At 67.3% G+C, this 22,496-nt stretch carries 18 protein-coding genes; 9 read left to right on the top strand and 9 right to left on the bottom strand.

Annotation, left to right across the window (positions count from 1 at the left end; all coding sequences use genetic code 11):
* Window positions 1–47: 47 nt before the first annotated feature.
* Entirely contained in the window at window positions 48–482 is a 435-nt protein-coding gene (soxR, locus tag AC13GA_RS03485) for a redox-sensitive transcriptional activator SoxR (RefSeq protein ID WP_046982747.1), read from the bottom strand.
* Between the two features lie 29 nt (window positions 483–511).
* Between soxR and AC13GA_RS03480 the strand changes: the two genes are divergently transcribed.
* The gene (locus tag AC13GA_RS03480) at window positions 512–1,933 is read left to right on the top strand and encodes an MFS transporter (protein WP_482997527.1); all 1,422 of its coding nucleotides are present in this window, start codon (window positions 512–514) and stop codon (window positions 1,931–1,933) included.
* A 46-nt stretch (window positions 1,934–1,979) separates the two neighbouring features.
* On the opposite strand, the gene AC13GA_RS03475 is transcribed toward AC13GA_RS03480, so the two are convergent.
* Both AC13GA_RS03475 and AC13GA_RS03470 read right to left on the bottom strand, forming a co-directional pair.
* Window positions 1,980–4,004: an esterase/lipase family protein gene (locus tag AC13GA_RS03475; protein ID WP_482997526.1), complete on the bottom strand. Its 2,025-nt coding sequence runs from the start codon at window positions 4,002–4,004 to the stop codon at window positions 1,980–1,982.
* Complete coding sequence (locus tag AC13GA_RS03470; protein ID WP_482997695.1) at window positions 4,004–4,978, bottom strand: Lnb N-terminal periplasmic domain-containing protein; 975 nt, start codon at window positions 4,976–4,978, stop codon at window positions 4,004–4,006. The genes AC13GA_RS03475 and AC13GA_RS03470 overlap by 1 nt, the downstream gene beginning before the upstream one ends.
* 171 nt (window positions 4,979–5,149) lie before the next feature.
* Between AC13GA_RS03470 and AC13GA_RS03465 the strand changes: the two genes are divergently transcribed.
* Complete coding sequence (locus AC13GA_RS03465) at window positions 5,150–5,554, top strand: GFA family protein (RefSeq protein WP_046982751.1); 405 nt, start codon at window positions 5,150–5,152, stop codon at window positions 5,552–5,554.
* Between the two features lie 270 nt (window positions 5,555–5,824).
* Here AC13GA_RS03465 and AC13GA_RS03460 read toward each other — a convergent pair whose 3' ends face one another.
* Together AC13GA_RS03460 and AC13GA_RS03455 are read right to left on the bottom strand one after the other, a co-directional pair.
* Window positions 5,825–8,926: an efflux RND transporter permease subunit gene (locus AC13GA_RS03460; protein ID WP_482997525.1), complete on the bottom strand. Its 3,102-nt coding sequence runs from the start codon at window positions 8,924–8,926 to the stop codon at window positions 5,825–5,827.
* Window positions 8,927–8,930: 4 nt separating this feature from the next.
* Window positions 8,931–10,109 (bottom strand): efflux RND transporter periplasmic adaptor subunit, encoded by a 1,179-nt coding sequence (locus AC13GA_RS03455; RefSeq protein WP_482997524.1) that lies wholly within the window; start codon window positions 10,107–10,109, stop codon window positions 8,931–8,933.
* A 152-nt stretch (window positions 10,110–10,261) separates the two neighbouring features.
* On the opposite strand from AC13GA_RS03455, the gene AC13GA_RS03450 reads away from it, so the two are divergent.
* The 3 genes from AC13GA_RS03450 to AC13GA_RS03440 all read left to right on the top strand — a co-directional run bounded on the left by AC13GA_RS03450 (window position 10,262) and on the right by AC13GA_RS03440 (window position 14,497).
* Window positions 10,262–10,945, top strand: a complete 684-nt coding sequence (locus tag AC13GA_RS03450) for a response regulator transcription factor (protein WP_046982754.1) — start codon at window positions 10,262–10,264, stop codon at window positions 10,943–10,945.
* Entirely contained in the window at window positions 10,923–12,308 is a 1,386-nt protein-coding gene (locus tag AC13GA_RS03445) for a sensor histidine kinase (RefSeq protein ID WP_253078957.1), read from the top strand. The genes AC13GA_RS03450 and AC13GA_RS03445 overlap by 23 nt, the downstream gene beginning before the upstream one ends.
* Window positions 12,309–12,406: 98 nt before the next feature.
* Entirely contained in the window at window positions 12,407–14,497 is a 2,091-nt protein-coding gene (locus AC13GA_RS03440; protein ID WP_482997523.1) for a TonB-dependent siderophore receptor, read from the top strand.
* Window positions 14,498–14,654: 157 nt separating this feature from the next.
* Here the strand turns inward: AC13GA_RS03440 and AC13GA_RS03435 are convergent, their stop codons facing one another.
* The 3 genes from AC13GA_RS03435 to AC13GA_RS03425 form a co-directional block, all read right to left on the bottom strand.
* Window positions 14,655–15,533, bottom strand: coding sequence for a LysR family transcriptional regulator (locus AC13GA_RS03435; protein ID WP_482997522.1), 879 nt, complete (start codon window positions 15,531–15,533; stop codon window positions 14,655–14,657).
* A gap of 38 nt (window positions 15,534–15,571) precedes the next feature.
* Entirely contained in the window at window positions 15,572–16,453 is an 882-nt protein-coding gene (locus AC13GA_RS03430; RefSeq protein WP_136638909.1) for an SDR family NAD(P)-dependent oxidoreductase, read from the bottom strand.
* A 158-nt stretch (window positions 16,454–16,611) separates the two neighbouring features.
* The gene (locus AC13GA_RS03425; RefSeq protein WP_136638910.1) at window positions 16,612–17,475 is read right to left on the bottom strand and encodes a DMT family transporter; all 864 of its coding nucleotides are present in this window, start codon (window positions 17,473–17,475) and stop codon (window positions 16,612–16,614) included.
* A 131-nt stretch (window positions 17,476–17,606) separates the two neighbouring features.
* On the opposite strand from AC13GA_RS03425, the gene AC13GA_RS03420 reads away from it, so the two are divergent.
* Window positions 17,607–18,986, top strand: a complete 1,380-nt coding sequence (locus AC13GA_RS03420) for an aminotransferase-like domain-containing protein (RefSeq protein WP_480982533.1) — start codon at window positions 17,607–17,609, stop codon at window positions 18,984–18,986.
* A gap of 98 nt (window positions 18,987–19,084) precedes the next feature.
* The gene (locus AC13GA_RS03415) at window positions 19,085–19,759 is read left to right on the top strand and encodes a class I SAM-dependent methyltransferase (RefSeq protein WP_482997521.1); all 675 of its coding nucleotides are present in this window, start codon (window positions 19,085–19,087) and stop codon (window positions 19,757–19,759) included.
* A gap of 3 nt (window positions 19,760–19,762) precedes the next feature.
* On the opposite strand, the gene smqnr is transcribed toward AC13GA_RS03415, so the two are convergent.
* Entirely contained in the window at window positions 19,763–20,410 is a 648-nt protein-coding gene (gene smqnr / locus AC13GA_RS03410; protein ID WP_482997520.1) for a SmQnr family pentapeptide repeat protein, read from the bottom strand.
* Between the two features lie 160 nt (window positions 20,411–20,570).
* Here smqnr and AC13GA_RS03405 point away from each other — a divergent pair, with 160 nt between their 5' ends.
* Together AC13GA_RS03405 and AC13GA_RS03400 are read left to right on the top strand one after the other, a co-directional pair.
* On the top strand, window positions 20,571–21,347 hold the full coding sequence (locus AC13GA_RS03405) for a DeoR/GlpR family DNA-binding transcription regulator (RefSeq protein ID WP_046982842.1): 777 nt from the start codon (window positions 20,571–20,573) through the stop codon (window positions 21,345–21,347).
* Window positions 21,348–21,358: 11 nt separating this feature from the next.
* Window positions 21,359–22,492, top strand: coding sequence for an MFS transporter (locus tag AC13GA_RS03400; RefSeq protein ID WP_426354198.1), 1,134 nt, complete (start codon window positions 21,359–21,361; stop codon window positions 22,490–22,492).
* Window positions 22,493–22,496: the final 4 nt, after the last annotated feature.

Here is a 22,496-nt window from a genome sequence, read left to right as displayed (position 1 = left end):
GCCGGGCATGGCCCGGCGCTACCCGGAGCCGGGCCCTTTCCCGTGCGTCATTCCCAGCGCATCGGGCCGTCGCCGCGTTCGCCGAGGACGTCCCCCGGGTTGGCCAGGCGACAGTGCTGCAGCGACAGGCAGCCACAGCCGATGCAACCGGTGAGTTCGTCGCGCAGCAGCTGCAGCATGTGAATGCGCTCCTCCAGTTCGGTGCGCCAGCGTGCGGACAGCTTGGCCCAGTCGGACTTGGTCGGTGCGCGGCCCTCGGGCAGGCTTTCAAAAGCGCGGCCAACGGCTTCCAGTGGCATGCCCACCCGCTGCGCCACGCGGATCACGGCCAGCCGGCGCAGCACGTCACGGCTGTAGCGTCGCTGGTTGCCCGAGGTGCGCAGGCTGCTGATCAGCCCCTTGCGCTCATAGAAATGCAGCGCGGAAATGGCCACGCCACTGCGCTGGGATACCTCGCCAACGCTCAGATCCTGGGACACCATTGCTTGACCTCAACTGCAGTTGAGGTGTCATGCTGCTATCTTCGCCGCCAGTTGACAAGCGCGGCCCGCACCTGACCCGTATGACCCCCACTGCCTCTTCCGTCGACGCCAGCACGTCGGCCGACACTTCGATCCTGTCCGCACGCTACCGCGCCACCACCATCGGCATGGTCGCGCTGGTCGCGCTGCACGCCTTCGAGGCCTTGGCGGTGGCAGCAGCGATGCCGACCGTGGCCGAGGCGCTGGATGGCCTGCGCCTGTATGCACTGGCGTTCGGCGGCACCCTGGCCACCAGCGTGATCGGCATGACCCTGGCCGGGCGCTGGGCCGACCGCCAGGGGCCGGCGCGGCCGCTGTGGTATGGGCTGGCCTGCTTCGTGCTGGGCCTCCTGCTGGCCGGCTTCGCGATGCGCATGGGCATGCTGGTTGCGGGCCGACTGCTGCAGGGCCTGGGCGCAGGGGCGATCTCGGTGTCGCTGTATGTGATGGTCGGGCGAAGCTACCCCGAGCACCTGCGGCCAAAGGTATTTGCCGCGTTCTCCGCAGGCTGGGTGGTGCCGTCGATGATCGGCCCGGCACTGAGCGGCCTGATCGTGCAGCACCTCGGTTGGCGTTGGGTGTTCCTGGCGGTGCCGCTGCTGGCGGTCCCGGCCGCGCTGCTGCTGCGCCCGGCACTGGCACGCATGCAGCCCACTGATGCTGCCAGCAGCGACGATGGACGCGGCAACGTGGTGCGCTGGGCCAGCGGTGCTTCGTTGGCGGCCCTGCTGCTGTACTTCGGTGGCCAGCAACGCGGCGTGCCGGCCCTGCTCTGCATCGGCGTGGCGCTGCTGGCGCTGCTGTTCTGCGTGCACCGCCTGTTGCCAGCCGGCACGTTGCTGCTGCGCCGCGGCCTGCCCAGCGTGATCGCCCTGCGCGGCATCGCTGCAGCAGCATTCTTCGCCTGCGAGGCCTACCTGCCACTGCTGTTGCAGCGCGAGCGCGGACTCTCGCCCAGCTGGGCCGGTGCCGTGCTCAGCCTCGGTGCGCTGGGCTGGTTCGCGGGCTCCTGGCTGCAGGGCCATCAACAGCGCGGATGGTCGCGCCAGCAGCTGCTGCGCGTGGGCACGCCGCTGATGACGATCGGTATCGCCGCCACCCTGGCGGTGCTGTTCAATGCGGTGCCGTTGCCGGTCGCACTGGTCGGCTGGGCGTTGACCGGCTTCGGCATGGGCATGATCTACGCCAGCCTGTCGGTGCTGACGCTTTCGCTGTCGGCGCCGCATGAGCAGGGCGCCAACACCTCGGCGCTGCAGCTGAGCGAAGCGTTGTCGGTGACCACCGCACTGGCGGTGTCCGGTGCGCTGTTCGCGTTGTTCGTGGAAACCGCACCACACACCGGCTACTTGCTGTGCCTGGTGATTACCTTCGGCCTGGCACTGCTGGCCACGGTGATCGCGCGGCGGGTGTAGCGCCGCCGGACGGATTCCGCCGGGCATGGCCCGGCGACCTCAGCGGTCAGGGTCTCACGCCGGTCCCCACATCATCGACGTCGCGATGCAGGATGCGCCGCACCTCCAGCACCGCCTGCGGGGTTTCCTGCACGCTGTGGCCGGAAATGATCACCTTCTCGGACAATGCACCCGGCAGGTGCGCGCTCCAGTACGGCACCAGCCCATCATCGGACTTCTCCACCGGCAGCTCCGGCTTGCGCTGGGCGATGATCGAGTGGTACTTCAGGCCGGCTTCAATCGGCAGCTGCGCGGCGGCCTTCACGAACGGGTCGCTGGCCTTGAGGTTGTCGATGCTGTTGGGAATCTTCGGCTTGGCGGTACCGTCGACCTGCTGCTCGGCCTGCGCCAGCGCCAGGAACACATCCTCGAACTTGCCGAGGATGGTCAGCGGCAACCGCACCAGGCGACCGATCAGGCGCCCGACCTTGTTGCCTGCGATGTCGGTGCCCTGGTGCGGGGCAGCGATGAAGATCGCACGCTCCACGTTCGGCTGTGCCTTGAAATGCAGCAGCGGCCCCAGCTTGTTCTGCACCCGCTTCAACCGTTCACCCTTCAGATCGTAGTTGGCCAGCAGGTCGTTCCACAGTACATCGCCGGAATCGCTCACCAGCAGCCGCGCCAGTACGCCACCCATGCTGTGGCCGATGTAGACCATGTCCTTCGACGCACGCGTGCTGCCATTGGGATCAAAATGCTTCAGCGTGTCGTTGAACGCGTTGGCGATCTCGTACCGGTTCAACGCGATCGGCGCATTGGTCGGGTAGTAGACCTGCCACACCTGGAACTGCTGGCGCAGCTCGGGATCACCCATGATTTCGTTGGCCAGGTTCACCCACGCTTCCGGGCTGCTGGCCAGGCCGTGCAGCATGAAGATGATGCGGCGGTTCGGATCCCACGGCTGCATCAGGTAGATGTGCGGCTCGCCGATGCCCTCGCTCATGCCGAACAGGGTGCGCAGCGACTGCCGGGCGAAGCCACTCTGCGCCAGCCACAGGCCGTAGGCGGCAGTGAAGTTGCCGGCCAGCGGCACCTGCTCGCCGTGCAGGGTGATGCGCTCGGTGGCTTCCGGCGAATAGGCATCGAGCTCGACCCGGCGCGTGCGCATCACGTCTTCCAGGCTGCTGCCTTCGAACCGCAGCAGCGCAGTGACGTTGATTGAGGACATCTCACTGAACTCGGGCACCGAATCGTCATGGCGATGGCGGCGGCCACGACGCTCGTCGTTCTCGTCGTCCTGCGTGGTTTCGGCCTTCGGGCCATCCGGCGCGATCACCGGTGCGACCAGCTTCGGCGGATCCATCACCATCACCAGCTCGGCACCGAAGCCATCGCGGCGATAGGTGCTGCGCAGGCCGACAAAGCTGACGGTGCCGGCCGGAACCAGCTGCGCGGGAATGCTCTTCAGACCCAGCTGCTGGTAGTTGGACGCCAGCGACCAGCTGCCAACCGTGATCGGCTTCGTATAGTCCTCGCCGGCCAGTGCAGCGGCACGCGCGCGCACGAACAACACCACTGCCGCCTTTTCGGCCGCGTAGTTGTAGTAGTCACGCACCTGTGTCTGCCGGTCCTCGAAGGCACGATCGGACGGCGAGCGGCCGCTGTAGAACAGGTACGCATACGCATAGCGCGCGGCCTCCAGCCACGCATCCAGCGCCGCATCGCTCATCGGCGGATCACCGGCAGCGGTCTTCTTCGGCGTCAGCGCCAGCGCGGCCTTCACCCACAACTCGGACAATGCTGACAGGCGCTGTTCGACGTTGAGGTCGTCGGTCATCAGCAGTGTGCTGCGGCAGACCAGGAAGTCCTTCTCGCACTGCGATTCGTCCAGGCCCGCTGCGCTGAGCGTTTCACGCGCGGCCGGGCTGAGCTTGCCGGTGTTGAGCACATCCGCGCGCTTGTTGACCAGCGAATCGCTGGACTTGACCTGCTTGACGGTGACCATCGCGCAGCCGCTGCTTCCCAGCAGCAGGAAGGCGGCGAACAACACCGGCAGCAGGCGCTGCCAGCGGGTCAGAAAGAGTTGGGTCATTACTGCGGGTCCTGCTCGGTGCCGGGCACGCCCTGGCGGATTACGGTGGAGAAATTGGCGCCATCACCGAGATCCAGCGCGCGCTGGGTGATGCGGCCCTTGGCATGCAGTTCGGTGTACGGCACACCCGGCGTGAGCGCACCGACCTCCTGCGCGTACTCGGCCAGATAACCGGACAGCAGCAGGCGGTAATCCAGCGGTAGGCGCGGTGCGATATGCCGGGCCAGGTCGAAGACGATGGTCGTGCAGTTGCTGGTCAGCGTGTTGTAGAAGCCCGGCTTCGCATCCAGCTCGCGCGCCTGCGCGATATACGCAGCGAACAGTTCCTTCAGCTGCGCGCGGTCCATGCCGTGCAGGCGGTACAGGTAGACATCTTCGCCACGGGCGTTGGTGCGGGTGCGGATGATGTCGGTCTCCTCCGAAGCCACCAGAGTCATCTCGAACTTGCGGAAGAAGCCGCCCAGAGCGGAGAACGACTCACCGCGCTCCTTGCGGATCTCCAGCGAAAACACCACGTGGCGTCCATCCTCGAAGCCGAACGAGATCAGGGTGTGGGCGATCGCCGGGCCCATCCAGTACGACAGCACCAGGTCGGCCGAGCGCAGCTGGTCCAGGTCGTATTCGCGGCGCACCCAATGCGCGTCGTAGTCGGTTTCGCTGCGCCAGGTGAAGTCACGCACGTTGTCCAGCACCACGTGGCGCCCGTCGAAGGCCACCACGTGCAGGCGTTGGGCCACGTCATCGGCCCACACGCGGTCCTGGCGCGGGGTCAGCAGCAGCCACCACAGGCCGGCCAGTGCCAGCGATGCCCCGAAGGCCAGGCCCAGTCGGCGCGAGGCACGGCCCCGCGCGACCCGCCACGATGCCCACAGCGCAACCAGCAGCCACAGCACGGCCACGCCGTTGGCCAGCCAACCCGGCCCCGGCAACTGGTAGGCCAGCAGCCCGCTCACCCACAGCGCCAGCAGCACCATGGCACTTCCTGTCATCCAACGTCCTGCGGCTTTCACTGGCATCCTGTCGCGGTCTCGAAGCCGCATAGTTAGCCACAAGCGGGTTCACCGTGGCATCTACGGTCCGTTCAGGCAGGCTGGCGCAGCGTCGGCAGCGGCCCTGCGGTCGCGTTCCATCCCCGAGGAGAAACCATGGGCATCACTTCCGTGGCCGGCGTTCCGGTCCAACCCCGGCACCGCGCCAGCTGTCATTGCGGCACGGTCGAACTGCTGCTGGACCTGCCGGACGGTATTGTCGAACCTCGCCGCTGCGACTGCTCGATGTGCCGGCGCCGCGGCGCCATTGCCGCCAGCGTCACCCGCCAGGGCCTGCAGGTGGTACGTGGGCAGGACCACCTGCAGCTGTACCAGTTCAACACCCATGTGGCCGAGCACTATTTCTGCGGTATCTGCGGCATCTACACCCACCACCGGCGGCGCTCCAACCCCGACCAGTACGGCTACAACGTGGCCTGCCTGGAGGGCATCGACCCGTTCGCGCTGGGCGTGATACCGGTCAACGACGGGGTCAACCACCCGGCCGACCGCCGCACCTAGTGGCGGGTGCGCCGAGGCGGTGCGGCGACCTTCTGCCACGGTGCCATGCCACTGCGCCCGGCGCGCACCGGGCGCTTCAGCCAGGGCCGTCGCGGCGCGGCCTGGGGCTGCGCTTCAACCGGGGCAGGTAACGGCCTGCGGCCAGGCCAGAGATGGTCGAGCAGCCACATGGCGGGTCTCCGCGGGGGACGGGGACCTGTACGCTAGCGATGCCTGGGCAAAGAACCGGTGAGGGCCCTGCGGCAGTCAGATGACAACCGCGGCCCACTCTCAGTGCTGCAGCCGTGATCGTCCCAGACGGCGTACCAGCACGAAGAACAACGGCACCAGCACCACCGCCAGCACAGTGCCGGAGAGCATGCCGCCGATCACGCTCATGCCGATTTCACGGCGGCTGACCGCGCCGGCGCCGGTGGCCAACGCCAGCGGGATGACGCCTGCCACGAAGGCCAGCGAGGTCATCACGATCGGCCGCAGGCGCAGGCGCGCACCCTGCAGTGCCGCTTCCACCGCTGAACTGCCGGCGCGGTAGCGTGCTTCGGCGAACTCCACGATCAGGATCGCGTTCTTTGCCGACAATCCAATCGTGGTCAGCAATCCCACCTGGAAGTAGATGTCATTGACGAAGCCCGCAGCCGTGGTCGCCAGTACCGTACCGATCACGCCCAGCGGAATCACCAGCACCACCGCCACCGGAACCGTCCAGCTCTCGTAGAGCGCGGCCAGGCACAGGAAGATGAAAGCAATCGAAGCGGCGTACAGGTACAGCGTCTGGTTGCTGGCCAGTTGTTCCTGATAGGACAGCCCGCTCCATTGCAGATCGAACCCGGGTTGATCGGCCACCAGCGCCTGCATGCGCTGCATCGCTTCACCCGAGCTGCGCCCCTCGGCCGCGCTGCCCTGGATCTGCATCGCCGGCAGGCCGTTGAAACGCTGCTGCAGCTGCGGCCCACGCGCCCAGTGGCTGCTGGCAAAGCTGCCGAACGAAGCCATCTGGCCGTTGCCGCCGCGCACGTACCACTGGCCGATGTCGTCGGGCACGCTGCGGTAAGGCTGGTCGCCCTGCATGTAGACACGCTTGACCCGGCCGCGATCCAGGAAATCATTGATGTAGCTGCCACCCCAGGCGGCAGACAGCGTGGAATTGATGTCGGCCTGTGCCAAGCCCAGCGCGCTGGCCTGGGCGTGGTCGATGTCCAGCCGCAGCTCGGCCTTGTCGCCCAGCCCGTTCAATCGCACCGAGGTCAGCCCGTCGTCTTCGCCGGCCGCGCGCACCACCTGCTCCTGCGCGGCCTGCAACGCCACGCGTCCGGCCGCGCTGGTGTCCTGCAGCCACAGTTCGAAACCGCTGGACTGCCCGAGGCCGCGCACTGCCGGCGGCGCCAGCACGTTGACCTTGGCATCGGGCAGCTTGCGGAAATAGGCATTGGCGCGCGCGATGATCGCCGCTGCGGTGTTGTCGCCCTTGCGCTCGTCCCAGGGCTTGAGTGCCAGGAAGCCCTGCCCCGCATTCTGGCCGGTACCGGCGTTGTTACGACCGACCACCACGAACACCACGTCCAGGTTCTGCTTCTCGTGCTCCGTGAAGTAACGGCTGATCTGCTCGCCCAGCGCCTCGGTGCGCGCCATCGGCGTGCCTTCCGGCGTGGAGAACTGGAAGGTCACCTGGCCCTGGTCCTCCACCGGCAGGAAGCCGGTGGGCATGCGTGCGTACAAGGCAATCATGGCGATCACCAGCAGCAGGTAGAACGCCATCCAGCGCCGCGGACGTGACACCACGCCACCGAGCTTGCCCTGGTAGGCCGACTGGCTGCGTTCGACGCCACGGTTGAACGCGGTGAAGAAGCGCCCCGGTGGCTTCTGCGCCGACGAGGGCTTGAGCAGGGTCGCGCACAACGCCGGTGTCAGGGTCAGCGCGACCAGCGCCGACAGCGCCATGGCCGATGCAATCGTGATCGAGAACTGCCGATAGATGATGCCGGTGGAGCCACCGAACAGCGCCATCGGCAGGAACACCGCACCGAGCACCACGGTGATCCCGATCAGTGCACCGGTGATCTCGCCCATCGACTTCTCGGTTGCCTCGCGTGGCGGCAGGTGCTCTTCGTGGATGATGCGTTCCACGTTCTCCACCACCACGATCGCGTCATCGACCAGCAGGCCGATCGCCAGCACCATCGCGAACAGGGTCAGTGTGTTGATGGTGAATCCGGCAACGGCCAGCACGCCGAAGGTGCCCAGCAGCACCACCGGCACGGTGATCGCCGGGATCAGCGTGGCACGCAGGTTCTGCAGGAACAGGAACATCACCACCACCACCAGCACGATGGCTTCGATGAGGGTATGGATGACTCCCTCGATCGAGACCCGCACGAACGGTGTGCTGTCACGCGGGTAGGCCACCTGCAGGCCGGGCGGGAAAGTCGGCCGCAACCGTTCAATCTCCGCGCGTACCGCGTCGGCAGTGGCCAATGCGTTCGCGCCGGAGGCCAGGGTCACCGAGAAGCCAGCCGCCGGATAACCGTTGAGATAGCTGCTGGTCTGGTAGTTCTCCGCGCCGATCTCGACCCGCGCGACGTCGCCCAGCAGAACCGCCGCGCCATTGGGCAACGTGCGCAGGATGATCGCGCGGAACTGCTCGGGGGTCTGCAGGCGCGACTGCGCGGTCACCGTAGCGTTGAGACTCTGCGTCGGGCTGGACGGCATCGCCCCGAGTTCGCCGGCCGTCACCTGGGTGTTCTGCGCCTGGATCGCGCTGCGCACGTCCGATGGCATCAGGTCGTAGGCGCGCAGCTTGTGCGGGTCCAGCCACACGCGCATCGCGTAGGCCGAGCCGAACACGTTGATCTCGCCGACACCGGGAATGCGGCTGATCGGGTCCTGCACGTTGCTGACCAGGAAATCGGAAACATCCACCCGCTCCATGCGCCGGCTGGTGTCGTACAGCGAGACCACCATCAGCGAATCGCCCTGCGACTTCGCGACCGTCACACCCTGCTGCTGCACTTCCTGCGGCAGGCGGTTGATGGCCTGGTTGACGCTGTTCTGCACCTGTACCTGGGCGATATCGGGGTTGGCGCTCTGGTCGAAGGTGACCGTGATCCGCGCCTGCCCGGACGAGGAACTGGTGGACGAGAAATACAGCAGATGGTCGATACCCTTGATCTGCTGCTCGATCACCTGGGTGACGCTGTCTTCCACCGTCTGCGCCGAGGCCCCGGTGTAATTGGCGGTGATGTTGACCTGCGGCGGTGCGATGTCCGGGTACTGCTCCACCGGCAGCTGGGTCACCGAGATGGTGCCGAAGGCCATGATGCAGATCGCCAGGACCCAGGCGAATACCGGGCGATGGATGAAGAAGCGCGGCAGCATGCGCTCAGTCCTTCGCGGTGGAAGCTGGCGCAGGCTTCACCCGCACCGTCATGCCATCGGCCAGGCCCTGCGCGCCGGCTACCACCACCTGCTCGCCGGCAGCCAAGCCATCGAGCACCAGCCACTGGTCGCCGATCGCACGCGCGGTGCGGAACAGCCGCAGCCGTGCCTTGCCGTCCTTGTCCACCAGCCATGCCTGCGCCTCACCCTTGGGGCTGCGATCCACCGCAGCCTGTGGCACCAGCAGCGCCTGCTGGCGGGTCCCCTGCCCCACCAGCGCGCGCACGTACATGCCTGGCAGCAGTTGCCCATCGGGGTTGGGGAAACGCGCACGCAGGGTGATGCTGCCGGTTTCCTGCTGCACATCGATGTCGGCGAACTCCAGCGTCCCCGGCAACGGGTAGTCGGTGCCATCGGACAGGCGCAGCCGTACCGGCGCAGTATCGGCCTGCACGCCACCGTCGGCGATGGCGCGGCGTAGTGCCAGATACTCATTGCTGGACTGGGTGATGTCCACGTTCATCGGGTCCATCTGCTGCACCCGTGCCAGTGGATCGGCCTGGCCGGAGGTAACCAGCGCACCCGGCGTGAACAGCGCGCGGCCGATGCGGCCTGCGATCGGCGAGGTCACCGTGGCAAACCCCAGCCGTGTGCTGGCCGTGTCACGCGCGGCCTGTGCGGCCTGCGCGGCGGCGGCGGCCTGCTGGTCGCCGGCCACCGCATCATCCACGTCCTGGCGCGCGGCCAGCTGGTCCTTGCCCAGCGCCTGCATGCGCTGCGCCCGCAGGCGCGCGGTCACCGCAGCGGCCTCGGCAGTTTTCAGGTTGGCCCGCGCCTCGTTCAGCGCAGCCTGGTACAGCGCGGGCTCGATCTGGAACAGCGGCTGCCCGGCCTTCACCCACTGGCCCTGCTCGAACAGGCGCTTCACCAGCACGCCATCGACCTGCGGGCGCACATCCGATTCCTGCGAGGCGACGCTGCGCCCGGGCAGTTCCTGCTGCAGTGCCAGCTGCTGACTGCGCAGGGTCAGCACGGTCACCTCCGGTGCCGTGGCGCCCGGCTTGGGCGCGTCCTTGCCGCAGGCGCTGAGCAGGCCGGCCAGGGCAAGCGCCAGCAGCGGCAGGCCCGCGGTTCGCGGCAGCCGCCAGGCGCGGTACGGACGGGAGGGGTTCGGAAGGATCATCGGCTGCAGGTTCCACGCGTGGGGGAGCGTTCGGCGCCGAATATAGAAGACGCGGCGGCACGATCCTGCTAAATCACGCATGAAACATTTTTCATTTGCAGTCGCTGCCCACGATTGCGAGGATGCCCCTGTCCCACTCTGCACACTGGCCCATGCCGCGCGTACTCACCATCGAGGACGATCTTGTCACCGCAGAGGAAATCGCCACTGAACTGCGCAGCCACGGCTTCGACGTGGACCTGGCCAGCGACGGCGGCCGTGGCCTGGCGCTGGCACGTGCAGGCGACTACGCGGTGATCACCCTGGACCGCATGCTGCCCGGCATCGACGGGCTGGCCCTGGTCACCACGCTGCGCCGCGAAGGCATCACCACGCCGGTGCTGATGATCAGCGCGCTGTCGGACGTGGATGAACGCGTGCGTGGCCTGCGCGCAGGTGGCGACGACTACCTGACCAAGCCCTTCGCCTCCGATGAGATGGCTGCACGCGTGGAAGTGCTGATCCGGCGCCAGGGCCCGACTGGCGCCATCGACAACGTACTGCGCGCCGGTGACCTGGAACTGGACCTGATGACCCGTTCGGCGCGACGCGGCGGGCATGAAATCGCGCTGCTGCCGACCGAGTTCAAGCTGCTCGAATTCCTGGTGCGCAACGCCGGCCAAGTGGTCACCCGCACCATGTTGTTCCAGGAAGTCTGGGGCTACCACTTCGATCCGGGCACCAACCTGATCGACGTGCATATCGGCCGCGTGCGCAAACGCATCGAACAACCCGGCCGGCCGCAGCCGATCCTGACCGTACGTGGAACCGGCTATGTCTTCGACGCGCAATCCTGACCATTGGCGCTCGTCCAGCAGCCGCCTGCTGGGCCTGTACTGCATCCTGTTCGTGGCCTGGTCCAGCCTGCTGCTGGGGGTGATGTACTGGCGCATCTCGGACTACCTGAACGACCTGACCGAATCGGGCCTGCAGCAGCGCGCCCATCTGTTCATGAGCTTCGACGGGCCGGCGCTGGATGACGCGCTGCGTGACAGCCAGCGCTTCGACCTGCACCAGGTGTATACGTACGGGCTGTTCGACAAGGCCGGCGTGGCGATGGCGGGCCCGCTGACGGCCATCCCCGAAGGACTGCCGCTGGATGGCAACTCGCATCAGGTAGCGGGTTGGACGCTGGTCGATGGCCGCCACGAGAGCGGTGGCAGCGCGCTCGGCGTGGTGACCCGGGATGGCCGGACACTGGTGTTCGTGCGCCAGAACGGCAAGCTGATGGCGGTCAACAGCATCATCCTCGATGCATTGCTGTGGGGCGTGTCACTGACCGTCATCCCCGGGCTGGTGGGCTGGCATCTGCTGCGTCGGCGCCCATTGAAGCGGATCCAACAGATCGAAGCGGCCACCAACCGCATCATTGCCGGCGACCTCGGCCAGCGCCTGCCGGTGTCCAACCGCCGCGATGAAATCGACCGGCTGTCGAGCATCGTCAACGCGATGCTGGAACGCATCGAACAGCTGATGACCGAGGTCAAAGGCGTGTGCGACAGCATCGCGCATGACCTGCGTACACCGCTCACGCGCCTGCGTGCACACCTCTACCGCATGCGCGTGGGCCTGGACGAACACGACCCGCATGCGGACCCGCTGGACAAGGCGCTGGCGGAGACCGACATGCTGATGGCGCGCTTCGCCGCCCTGCTGCGCGTGTCCGAGCTGGAAAGCCACCAGCGCCGTTCGGCCTTCGACGAGGTCGACATCGCCGACCTGCTGCAGGAGCTGCACCAGTTCTACCTGCCGTTGGCCGAAGAGAAGCAACAGGATCTGCAGCTGCAGGTGGCGCCGCAGATCGGCATGCTGCGCGGTGATCGCGAACTGCTGTTCGAAGCGGTCGCCAACCTGCTGTCCAACGCCCTGCAGTTCACGCCTGCGCACGGGCGCATCCTGCTGCGCGCGGTGGAGGACCACGGCGCGCCCCGGATCGATGTGATCGACAACGGGCCGGGCATCCCGCCGCAGGACCGCACCTTGATCTACCAGCGCTTCTTCCGCGGCAGCAGCAGTGCCGGGCAAGGGCCCGGCTTTGGCCTGGGGCTGTCGATCGTGGCCGCCATTGCCGGTCTGCACGGCTTCCGTGTCCGCGCCGGCAGCGCCCCCGACGGCGGCGCCTGGATGAGCATCCGCGGCGCCGCAGACGGCCTGCCCTGAAGCGGGCTCATCACTGGCAAGTGCATTTGGGAATCATTTGTATTTGAGGACGAGCATCCGGATAATCCGCCGTCACCGCCCTTCCCGGATCATTCCCGATGCCCGCCCTGCCGTCGCGTCCGCTGCTGTACACGCTCGCCCTGCCCACCTTGCTGGCCTCGGCCCTCGCCCAGGCCCAGGACAACCCGGCGGCGCGCACCCTGGACAAGGTAACGGTGGTGGCCGAGCGGGCCAGCACTGCGACCAAGACCGACACCGCCCTGACCGAGACGCCGCAGGCGATCAGCGTGGTCACCCAGCAGCTGTTCACCGATCGCGGCGCACACAACATGCAGGAAGTGCTGCGCTACAGCGCCGGCGTCACCGCCGATGCCTGGGGCCTGGATACCCGCAACGATGCCACCTCGGTGCGCGGGCTGGACCCGGTGCAGTACCAGGATGGCCTGCGCCGCAGCTACGGTTTCAGTCCCCTCGCCCGCCCGGAGATCTACGGCCTGGAACGGGTGGAAGTGCTGCGCGGCCCGTCCTCGGTGCTGTACGGTGCCGGCGCCACAGGCGGCATCATCAATGCGATGAGCAAGCGCCCGACCTTCGGCGCCCTCAACGGCGAGGTCGGCGTGCAGCTCGGCAGTTTCGACCGCAGGCAGCTGCAGGGTGACATCAGCGGCGCATTGAACGATGCCGGCACGCTTGCCGGCCGCTTCGTCGGGCTGGTGCGCGAATCGAACATGCAGACCGATGTATTGAAGGATGACCGCGTCTACCTGGCACCGTCGATCAGCTGGCGCGGCGAACGCAGCACCTTGACCCTGCTGGCCAGCTACCAGCATGACAAGACCGGCTCCAGCCAGCAGTTCCTGCCGCTGGCCGCGACCCTGCTGGCCCCGCCCGGACGCCGCCTCGACCCGTCCACCTTCATCGGCGATCCCGGCTTCGATCGCATCGACTCGCGTGTGTACAGCCTGACCGCGCTGTTCGACCACAGCTTCAACGACATGCTCAGCCTGCGCTCGGCAGTGCGTTACATCGATGGCAGGACCACCCTGCAGCAGATGTACGTGGACAGCTACAGCAATCCGACCAACCCCTTCATCGACGCCGAGCGGCGCGTGGTCAACCGCACCGCCTACGGCACCCGCCCCGACGTGCAGATCTTCAGCGCCGACAATGCACTGCAGTTCGACTTCGCCACCGGTGCCTTCCAGCATCTGCTGCTGGCCGGCGTGGACTACAGCCAGTACAAGGAGCAGCTGCAGCGGCTGGACGCCACCGGCACGCCGATCGACATCTACAACCCGGTATCGGTCGCACCGATCGTGCGTGGCTGGGATCGTCAGCCGGACCAGACCTCCACCCAGCTGGGTGTCTATGTGCAGGACCAGATCCGTTGGGCCGACCGTGTCTCGCTGGTGCTGGGCGCGCGCCGCGACCATGCCCGCTCGAAGACGGAAGGCCAGCCCAGCCAGACCGACAACGCCACCACCTATCGCGCCGGGCTGATCGGCGAACTGGGTGCGGGCGTTTCGCCCTACCTGAGCTACAGCGAATCGTTCCTGCCAGTGTCGGGGCAGGATCTGTTCGGCAGCGCCTTCAAGCCGATGCGCGGCCGCCAGTCCGAGGCCGGCATCAAGTGGCAACCCGCGCGCAACCTGCTGCTGACGCTGGCGGCGTACCGCATCACCGAAACCAATCGCCAGACCAACGATCCGGACAATGTGTTGAATGTGGTGCAGACCGGCCAGATCCGCTCCAAGGGCGTGGAGCTGGAAGGCCAGTTCCAGTTTTCCAACGACCTGACGGTTACCGCCGCCGTTGCGCGCAACGAGGCTGAGGTCAGCCGCAGCAATTTCGCATTGGAAGTGGGCCAGCGCCTCAACGACACCCCGCAGGACCTGGCCTCGGCCTGGGTGTCGAAGGGTTTCCAGCTGGATGATGCCGCACGCCTGCGGCTGGGCCTGGGCGTGCGCCATGTGGGCAATACGGTGTCGCTGGGCAATGGCGGGCGCATCATCACTCCGAGCTACACGCTGGCCGATGCATTGATGGAAGTGCAGGTGACCGACTGGACGATGGCGTTGAACATCACCAACCTCACCGGCAAGCGCTACTACGCGCCGTGCCGCACCTTTGGCGACTGCTTCGCCGGCTACCCGCGCGTGGTGAGCGGCACCATCAGCTATCGGTTCTGATGGCGACCAGCGCGGGCCGCCGCAGCAGCAGGTGCAACAGCACAGCGCAGGCGGCGGTCAGGTCCCGGCGCGTTGGCCTGGCGCACGCCTGCAGGTGTAATCGACGATGCCGTTGCGCATCTGCTCCGCAGCGCTCAGGACCAGCTGATCCACCGGATCAGCGCGCGGCCGCGGCATCCAGGAAATTGCGCAGCACCGGCGACGGTGCTTCCGGCCGCGTGCAGAACTGCAGCGCGAAGCGCGCTGCTTCATCGGCCAACAGCCGATAGACGATTTCCTGCGAACGGAAACTGGCCATGCTGGCCGGCACGATCGCCACGCCGGCGTCAACCGCCACCAGCGACAGCACCGCGTGCATGCCATGCGCTTCCTGCACCACGCGCGGGGTGAATCCTGCCGCGGTGCACAGGCCCAGCACCTGCGCATGAAAGCCGATGCCCTCGCCCGCCGGCCATGAAACGAACAGCTCATCGGCGAGCATCGCCACACTGACCTGTGGTGCGTCGGCCAGCGCATGTGCACGCGGCAGCGCAATCGCGAGGCGGTCGTGGTCGAAGTCGTGAAGTACCAGCTCGGCCGCGGGAATCGGTGGAATCAGCACGCCGACATCGATGCGCTGCTCACGCAGCCACAGCTGCTGCTGGCGCGAGGTCGCTTCCTGCAGATGCAGCTGCACCTGCGGGTACTGCTGGCGGAAGCGGCGGATCAGGCCTGGCAGGCGGCCATACAGCGCACTACCCACATGGCCCACGCGCAGGCTGCCAGACTGCCCGGCGGCGGCTTCGCGCGTGCGCTGCAATGCCTGCTCGGCCTGCCGCAGCGTTGCCCGCGCCTCAACCAGCAAGGTCTGCCCGGCCGTGGTCAGGCCCAGGGTACGATTGCCGCGCACGATCAGTTCACTGCCCAGTTCGTCTTCCAGCCGCCGGATCGCCGCCGTCAGCGGTGGCTGCGACATGTGCAGGCGGGCCGCGGCGCGGTGGAAGTGCAGCTCTTCGGCCACGGCCACGAACTGGCGAAGCAGGCGCAGGTCGATCATCTCGATGCAGGCAGTGGGAACCCGCCTAGAGTACGCCTTCAGCCGCGCACGTCGACGCTGGCGCGGGCGATGGCCGGCCACTGCAGGGCCACCGACTCGATGCTGTCGGCACTGACCGCGCGCAGATCCCGCGGATACGCCACATGCTCGGCCTCCTGCAGGCGCAGTGCGTGGAACTGGCCATTGCTTGCGCGCAGCACCCATCCGCCGTCCTGGCAGCGCGTGGACGCCAGATAGGCCACGCCCTGTGCGACCGCGTCCGGATGCAGCTCGTCGGGCTCGCCGTCGACGCCCCACATGCGGGTCTTCGCCACCGGCGAAACGGCGTTGGCCACGATACCGTGCTCGGCGCCTTCCAGTGCCAGCACATTGACCAGGCCAAGCGCGGCCAGCTTGCCCATCGCGTAAGCGGACAGCCCGCGCTGTGCGTACTGCGGATACAGCGCGCGATCGGACGTGGTGATGACGATGCGCCCACCGCCCGCCGCGCGCATCGCCGGCCACGCCGTCTGCGCCAGCCACAGCGGCGTCTTCGCGGCCAGGCACAGCATCTGCTCCAGCGCCTCGTCCTCGATCGCTTCCAGCGTCTGGTACTCGACCCAGCCGGCGTTGTGGATCAGGAAATCGATACGGCCGTGCTGCTGCAGCAGATCCTGCACCAGCCCGTGGCAACCCGCGCGATGGTCGATGGGATCACTGACGGCCTGCACCGATAGCCCCCGCGCCTGCAACGCTTCGGCACTGTGCTGGATGCGCAGCGGATCGGTACCACGGCCATCGGTGCCGGCACCGACGTCATGCATCACCACATGCGCGCCACGCTCGGCCAGCAGGCGACTGTAGGCCAGGCCCAGTCCACCGGCGGCGCCGGTCACCAGGCCCACCTGGCCTTCGAAGGAAATACGCGAGATCGGCTTCATCCGCACAGCTTCAACCAAACACGCGGGCCGCAGCCAATACCGTTCGCCGCCCTCCACGATACGCGCACGCTATCGTCGAAAAGGGGACGGAGAGGATTAAGGCGTTTCAGGCACAGTGTGGCAAGTTACGGCTTGATCCCCTCCGCCCCCTTTTTCGCTCAGCGGCTGAAGCGGCGCGCGCCTGCCACGCAGATCACCGCGACCACGGTCACCAGCACCATGCTGAGGCTGACCGATTCGTGCAGCAGCAGCGCAGCCAGGGCCAGGCCGAAGAACGGTTGCAGCAGCTGCAGTTGGCCAACCGCGGCAATCCCGCCCTGGGCCAGCCCGCGATACCAGAACAGGAAACCGATCAGCATGCTGAACACCGCCACGTAGCCCAGTGCCCACCACGCCGAAGCACCGACTGCCGCGAACGAGGCCGGGCGCATCAGCACCGCCAACGGCAGCATCACCGGCAGTGCCAGCAGCAGCGCCCAACTGATCACCTGCCAACCCCCAAGGTGACGGGCAAGCCGACCACCTTCGGCATAGCCGAGCCCACACACCACGATTGCCGCCAGCATCAGCAGGTCAGCCTGAAGCGAGGCCTCGATGCCGTTGCGTACCGCATAGCCGACCACGCAGGCACTGCCCAGCAGCGAGAACAACCAGAATGCGGGACGCGGCCGATCGCCACCGCGCAGTACACCGAACACAGCAGTACTCAGCGGCAGCAGGCCGAGGAACACGATGGTGTGTGCCGATGAAGCGTGGCGAAGGGCCAGTGCGGTCAGCAGTGGAAAGCCGACCACCACGCCGAAACTGACCACGGCCAGGCCCGCCAGATCGGTGCGCTGCGGACGCGGCTGGCGCAGCAGCAGCAACAGGCTGACGCCAAGCACGGCGGCGATGGTGGCACGCGCAGCGGTGACGAATCCGGCGTCCAGCTCCAGCACTGCCAGGCGGGTTGCCGGCAACGAGCCCGCGAAAATCACCACGCCGATGAAGCCATTGATCCAACCACTCGCCGACCGTTCCACGCCTGTACTCCTGTCGTGCCGGGCAGCACCCGGCGGGATCTCCATGGAAGCACCCGAGACTGCGCGGCCCCAGCTACAATCCAGTACAGTCGCAAGTAACTGTACTGCCCACACTTCCACTACAGTCCGCCATGCCACGCCCCCTCACCCGCATCGAATCCGTCATCCAGGCGGTGCGCACCCGCATCAGCGCGCGCATCGATGGCCCCGGCTCGCGCCTGCCCTCGGTCCGTGCACAGGCCAGCGCCATGGGGGTTTCCGTCTCCACCGTGGTCGAGGCCTATGAGCGCCTGGCCGCCGAGGGTGTGATCAGCGCGCGCGCGGGCTCGGGCTTCTACGTCAGCGGGCCTGCTGCACCACTCGCCCTTGCCGAAATGGAGCCCCGGCTGGATCGCGCGGTGGACCCGCTGTGGGTGTCGCGGCAATCGCTGGAAACACCGGCCGGCCATCTCAAACCGGGCTGTGGCTGGATGCCCAGCGATTGGCTGTACCACGACGGCATGCGTCGTGGCCTGCGCCGGCTTGCGCGCGCCGATGCGTCACAGCTGGTCGACTACGCCGGCCCGCTCGGCCTGCCCGCGCTGCGCCAGCTGCTGCAGCGGCGTTCGGCTGCCGTGGGCATCGATGCGCCCATGGAACAGATCCTGCTGACCGAATCGGGCACCCATGCGGTCGAGCTGATCTGCCGTTTCCTGCTCAAACCCGGCGACTGTGTGCTGGTCGATGACCCCAGCTACTTCAACTACCACGCGTTGCTGAAGGCACACCAGGTGCAGGCGATCGGCGTGCCCTACACCGCCACCGGCCCGGACCTTGAAGCATTCGCACACGCATTGCAGGCGCATTCGCCACGGCTGTACATCACCAACTCGGGGCTGCACAACCCGACTGGCGCCGTATTGTCGGCCAGCATCGCCCATCGTCTGCTTGGCCTGGCCGAACGCAGCGAGCTGATCATCGTCGAGGACGACATCTTCGCCGACTTCGAGCTGAGCCCCGCGCCACGGCTGGCCGCACTCGATGGGCTGTCACGGGTGATCCACGTCGGCAGCTTCTCCAAAACACTGTCGGCAGCGTCGCGATGCGGCTACATCGCCGCACGCCATGACTGGATCGAAGCGCTGACCGACCTGAAGCTGGCCACCAGTTTCGGCGGTGGACACCTCGCGGCACAATTGATGCACATCGCGCTGACCGACAGCGGCTACCGCCGCCACATGCAGTCGGTGCGTTCGCGGCTGGCCGATGCGCGCCGGCAAACGCAGCGGAAACTGCAGACTCTGGGCATCACGCCGTGGCTGCAGCCGGAAGCCGGCCTGTTCCTGTGGTGCCAGCTGCCAGACGGTCGCGATGCCGCCGCACTGGCCCGGCGATGCCTGCGCGCAGGCATTGTGCTGGCCCCGGGCAATGCCTTCAGCCAGTCGCAGCGCGCGGCCGACTATGTACGTTTCAACGTCTCGCAGTGCCAGGACCCGCGGATCTGGCAGGTACTGACGCGGGAACTGCGCTGAGCTGGTTGCGAACCGGCCAGCGCAGGCGGGAGCGTCCAGCCGCAAAGGCACTTGCACGGCGCGCTACAGTGGTATGCCCCCTCTGCAGGAATCCGCGCATGCCCACGTTCTCCGACCCGCAGGCGGTGGCCCGCTATGCCGAAGCGCCGCAGCGCCAGGTGCCGGGCTTCCTCGCGTTGCAGCAGATGAGCCGCCTGCTGCTGGCCGAACGCGTCCCGACGGAGGGCCGCGTGCTGGTGCTGGGTGCGGGTGGGGGGCTGGAGCTGAAGGCCTTTGCCGTGGCGCAGCCGGGCTGGCAGTTGCTGGGCGTGGACCCGGCCGCGCCGATGCTGGCCCTGGCCGAGCAGACACTGGGCCCGTTGAACGCACGCGTTGAGCTGCTGGAAGGCTACATCGACGACGCCCCGGACGTGCGCTTCGATGGTGCCAGCTGCCTGCTGACCCTGCACTTCCTCGACGCCACGCAACGCCTGCATACGTTGCGCGAGCTACACAAGCGACTTCGCCAGGGTGCCCCTCTGGTTGTCGCCCACCACAGCGTGCCGCAGGATCCGGTCGGCAAGCTGCGCTGGTTGCAGCGCTACGCGGCGTTCGCGGAAGCTTCGGGGGTTGCCCACGCCGATGCGCAGCGCGCGATCGAAGCGATTGCCGAGCGGCTGCCGCTGCTGGCGCCCGAGCAGGAAGTCGCGCTGCTGCAGGAGGCCGGCTTCGACGACGTGGAGCTGTTCTATGCCGGCTTCAGCTTCAAGGGCTGGGTGGCGTACGCCGGATGAAGTCTACGGCACTACGGTGATACCGATGCGCTGCATCAACAGCGCCACCTGCTGCACGTCCAGCGTGGCGCCACGCAGGTTGGTGCTGCGCAGGTCCAGCTCGCCCAGCTCGGAGTTGGTCAGGTCGCAGTCGGTGAAGTTGGCACTGTTCCAGTCGATACCCTCGAACTGGCCGCCGGACAGGTCCGATCCTGCGAAGCTGGCACCGTTCACGTTGGCGCCGTCCCAGCGGTTCTCCCACAGTTCGCACTTCTCCAGAGTCACCCGCGAGAAATTGGCGTAGCGCAGGTTCGACTTCTTGATGAAGGCGCTGCAGAACCAGCTGCGCGCGGTTATCTGGTTCATGAAGCTGGCGTTGCTGAAATCCGCACCCTGTGCGCGGCACTCGCTGATCTCCAGCCCCAACGCCTTGATGAAACTGAAATGGCACATGCTGATGTCACAGCTGCGGAAACTGGCTTCCTTCAGCGTGGCACCATTGAAGCGGCAGCCGGCGCGGCTGTCGGCATCGTAGAAACTGCAGTTGATGAATTCGGTGGCGGTGAGGTCCGCGCCGGAAAAGTCGCATTCGTGGAACTGCTGGTCGACCACTTTCTGGCCGGTGTACTGGTCCGCGCCGATGCGCAGCTTGCGGTGAACGGTGGGGGACATCGGGGATTCCATGCCGGTGGCCCCGTCATGATGCCGGGCCACGAAGGTGATCCATAGACCCGGACGTGGGCGGGTTCACCGGCGTTCAAGCCGGCGTGTGTCCACCTATCCCGGATCACACGTTGCTGCACGTTAATGCACGAACATGCACACTCCCAGCATGAGCTCCGATCCCAGCCCCCTCCCCGCCCAGCGGACCCAGCTGATCCTCGACGAACTGCACCAACAGGGCCGTGTGGTGGCCGCTGAACTGGCGCGCCGTTATGCGGTTTCCGAGGATTCGATCCGCCGCGACCTGCGCGAGCTGGCTGCCCAGGGGCTGTGCCAACGCGTCTACGGTGGCGCCGTGCTGCCGCCGCCCAAGGAGCGCCCGCTGCGCGAGCGCCTGACCCGCGACCGTGGCGACAAGGCCGAACTGGCCGCCCGCGTCTGTGCCCTGCTGCAGCCCGGCCAGGTAGTGCTGCTCGATGCAGGCTCGACCAATCTGGCCATCGCCCAGCAGCTGCCAGCCGCCCTCGGTCTGACGGTGATCACCAACGCCCCGCAGATCGCCACCGCCGCCAGCCTGCACGAGGGCACCTCGGTACAGCTGATCGGCGGCCGCCTCGCCCGCGGCGGCGGCGCGGTCGGTGCCGAAGCACTGGCCCAGGTGCAGCGCCTGCGCGCCGACGTTTATCTGCCCGGCCCATGCGCGGTGGATGGCGACACCGGCGTGTGGGCGATGGATGCGGAAGAAGCCACACTGAAGCGCGCGATGGTGGCCTGCAGCAGCCGCGTCATCGTCGCCGCCACCACCGAAAAACTCGGTGCCCGGGGCAACTGGCAGATCGCCAGCCTCGACGAGATCGACGATCTGGTGTTGACCACCTCGGCACCGCCCGCACTGGCCGCGCGCTTCCGCGCCGCCGGTATCGCGGTACATCCCACCCCGCCCTGACCGTACCACTCATGTCCCTCGCCAACCGCGCGCGTGCCGAACAGCACGCGACCCGCGCTGCATTCTTCATTCCCGGTTTCGCCACCGCGTTGTGGGCCACCCTGGTGCCGTTCGCCAAGGCGCGCACCGACATCAACGACGCTACGCTGGGCCTGGTGCTGCTCTGCCTCGGTGCCGGTTCGCTGCTGGCCATGCCGTTGTCCGGCGTGCTGGCCGCACGCCTGGGCTGCCGCCGGGTGATGGTGGCCAGCAGCCTGCTGATCTGCCTGACGGTGCCCGGCCTGGCACTCGCCGGTTCGGCCTGGGCGCTGGGAATGGTGCTGTTCGTGTTCGGCGCAGCTGTCGGCGCGATGGACTGCACGATGAACGTGCAGGCCGTCATCGTCGAGCGCGAAGCGCGGCGGGTGATGATGTCCGGCTTCCACGCGTTCTTCAGCATCGGCGGCTTCCTCGGCGCGGCAACGATGACCGTGCTGCTCTCCGCACAGTTGCCGCCACTGGCATCGGTGCTGATCGGTGTCGGCGCCATGCTGCTGGTGATGCTGCTGTCGGCGGCGTACTGGCACAGCGAGCGCATGCCGCACGACACACCGATGCTCGCCATTCCGCACGGCATCGTGCTGTTCATCGGCGTGCTGGCGTTCGTCGCTTTCCTCGGCGAAGGCGCGATGCTGGACTGGAGCGCGGTCTTCCTCAGCGATGTGCGCCGCGTCGATGCCAGCATTGCCGGTATCGGCTATGTGACCTTCACCCTGACCATGACCGTCGCACGCCTGTTCGGCGATGCGCTGGTAGCGCGTATGGGCCGTGAGCGCGCGATCGTGTTCGGTGCTCTGCTTGCCGCCGCTGGCGTGCTGGTGCTGACGCTGGTCACGCCGTGGCAGGCGTCGCTGATCGGCTATGTGCTGGTCGGCCTCGGCTGCGCCAACATCGCGCCCGCGCTGTTCTCGCTGGCCGGCCACCAGACCCGCATGCCGGGTGCGCTGGCGATTACTGCCGTGTCCACGCTAGGCTTTGCCGGCATCCTTGCTGGCCCGGCACTGATCGGTTTTGCTGCCAACCACTTCGGCCTGATCGCTGCGTTCATCGGCGTCGCCGTGGCGCTGCTGATGGTCGCCATGTCGACGCGCTGGCTGCGGGTGTGACTGG

This window comes from Stenotrophomonas sp. 22DLJC03 (genome assembly GCF_056861405.1).
Note: the sequence above shows the minus strand (reverse complement) of the source record. Positions and strands in the feature narration are given on the sequence as shown.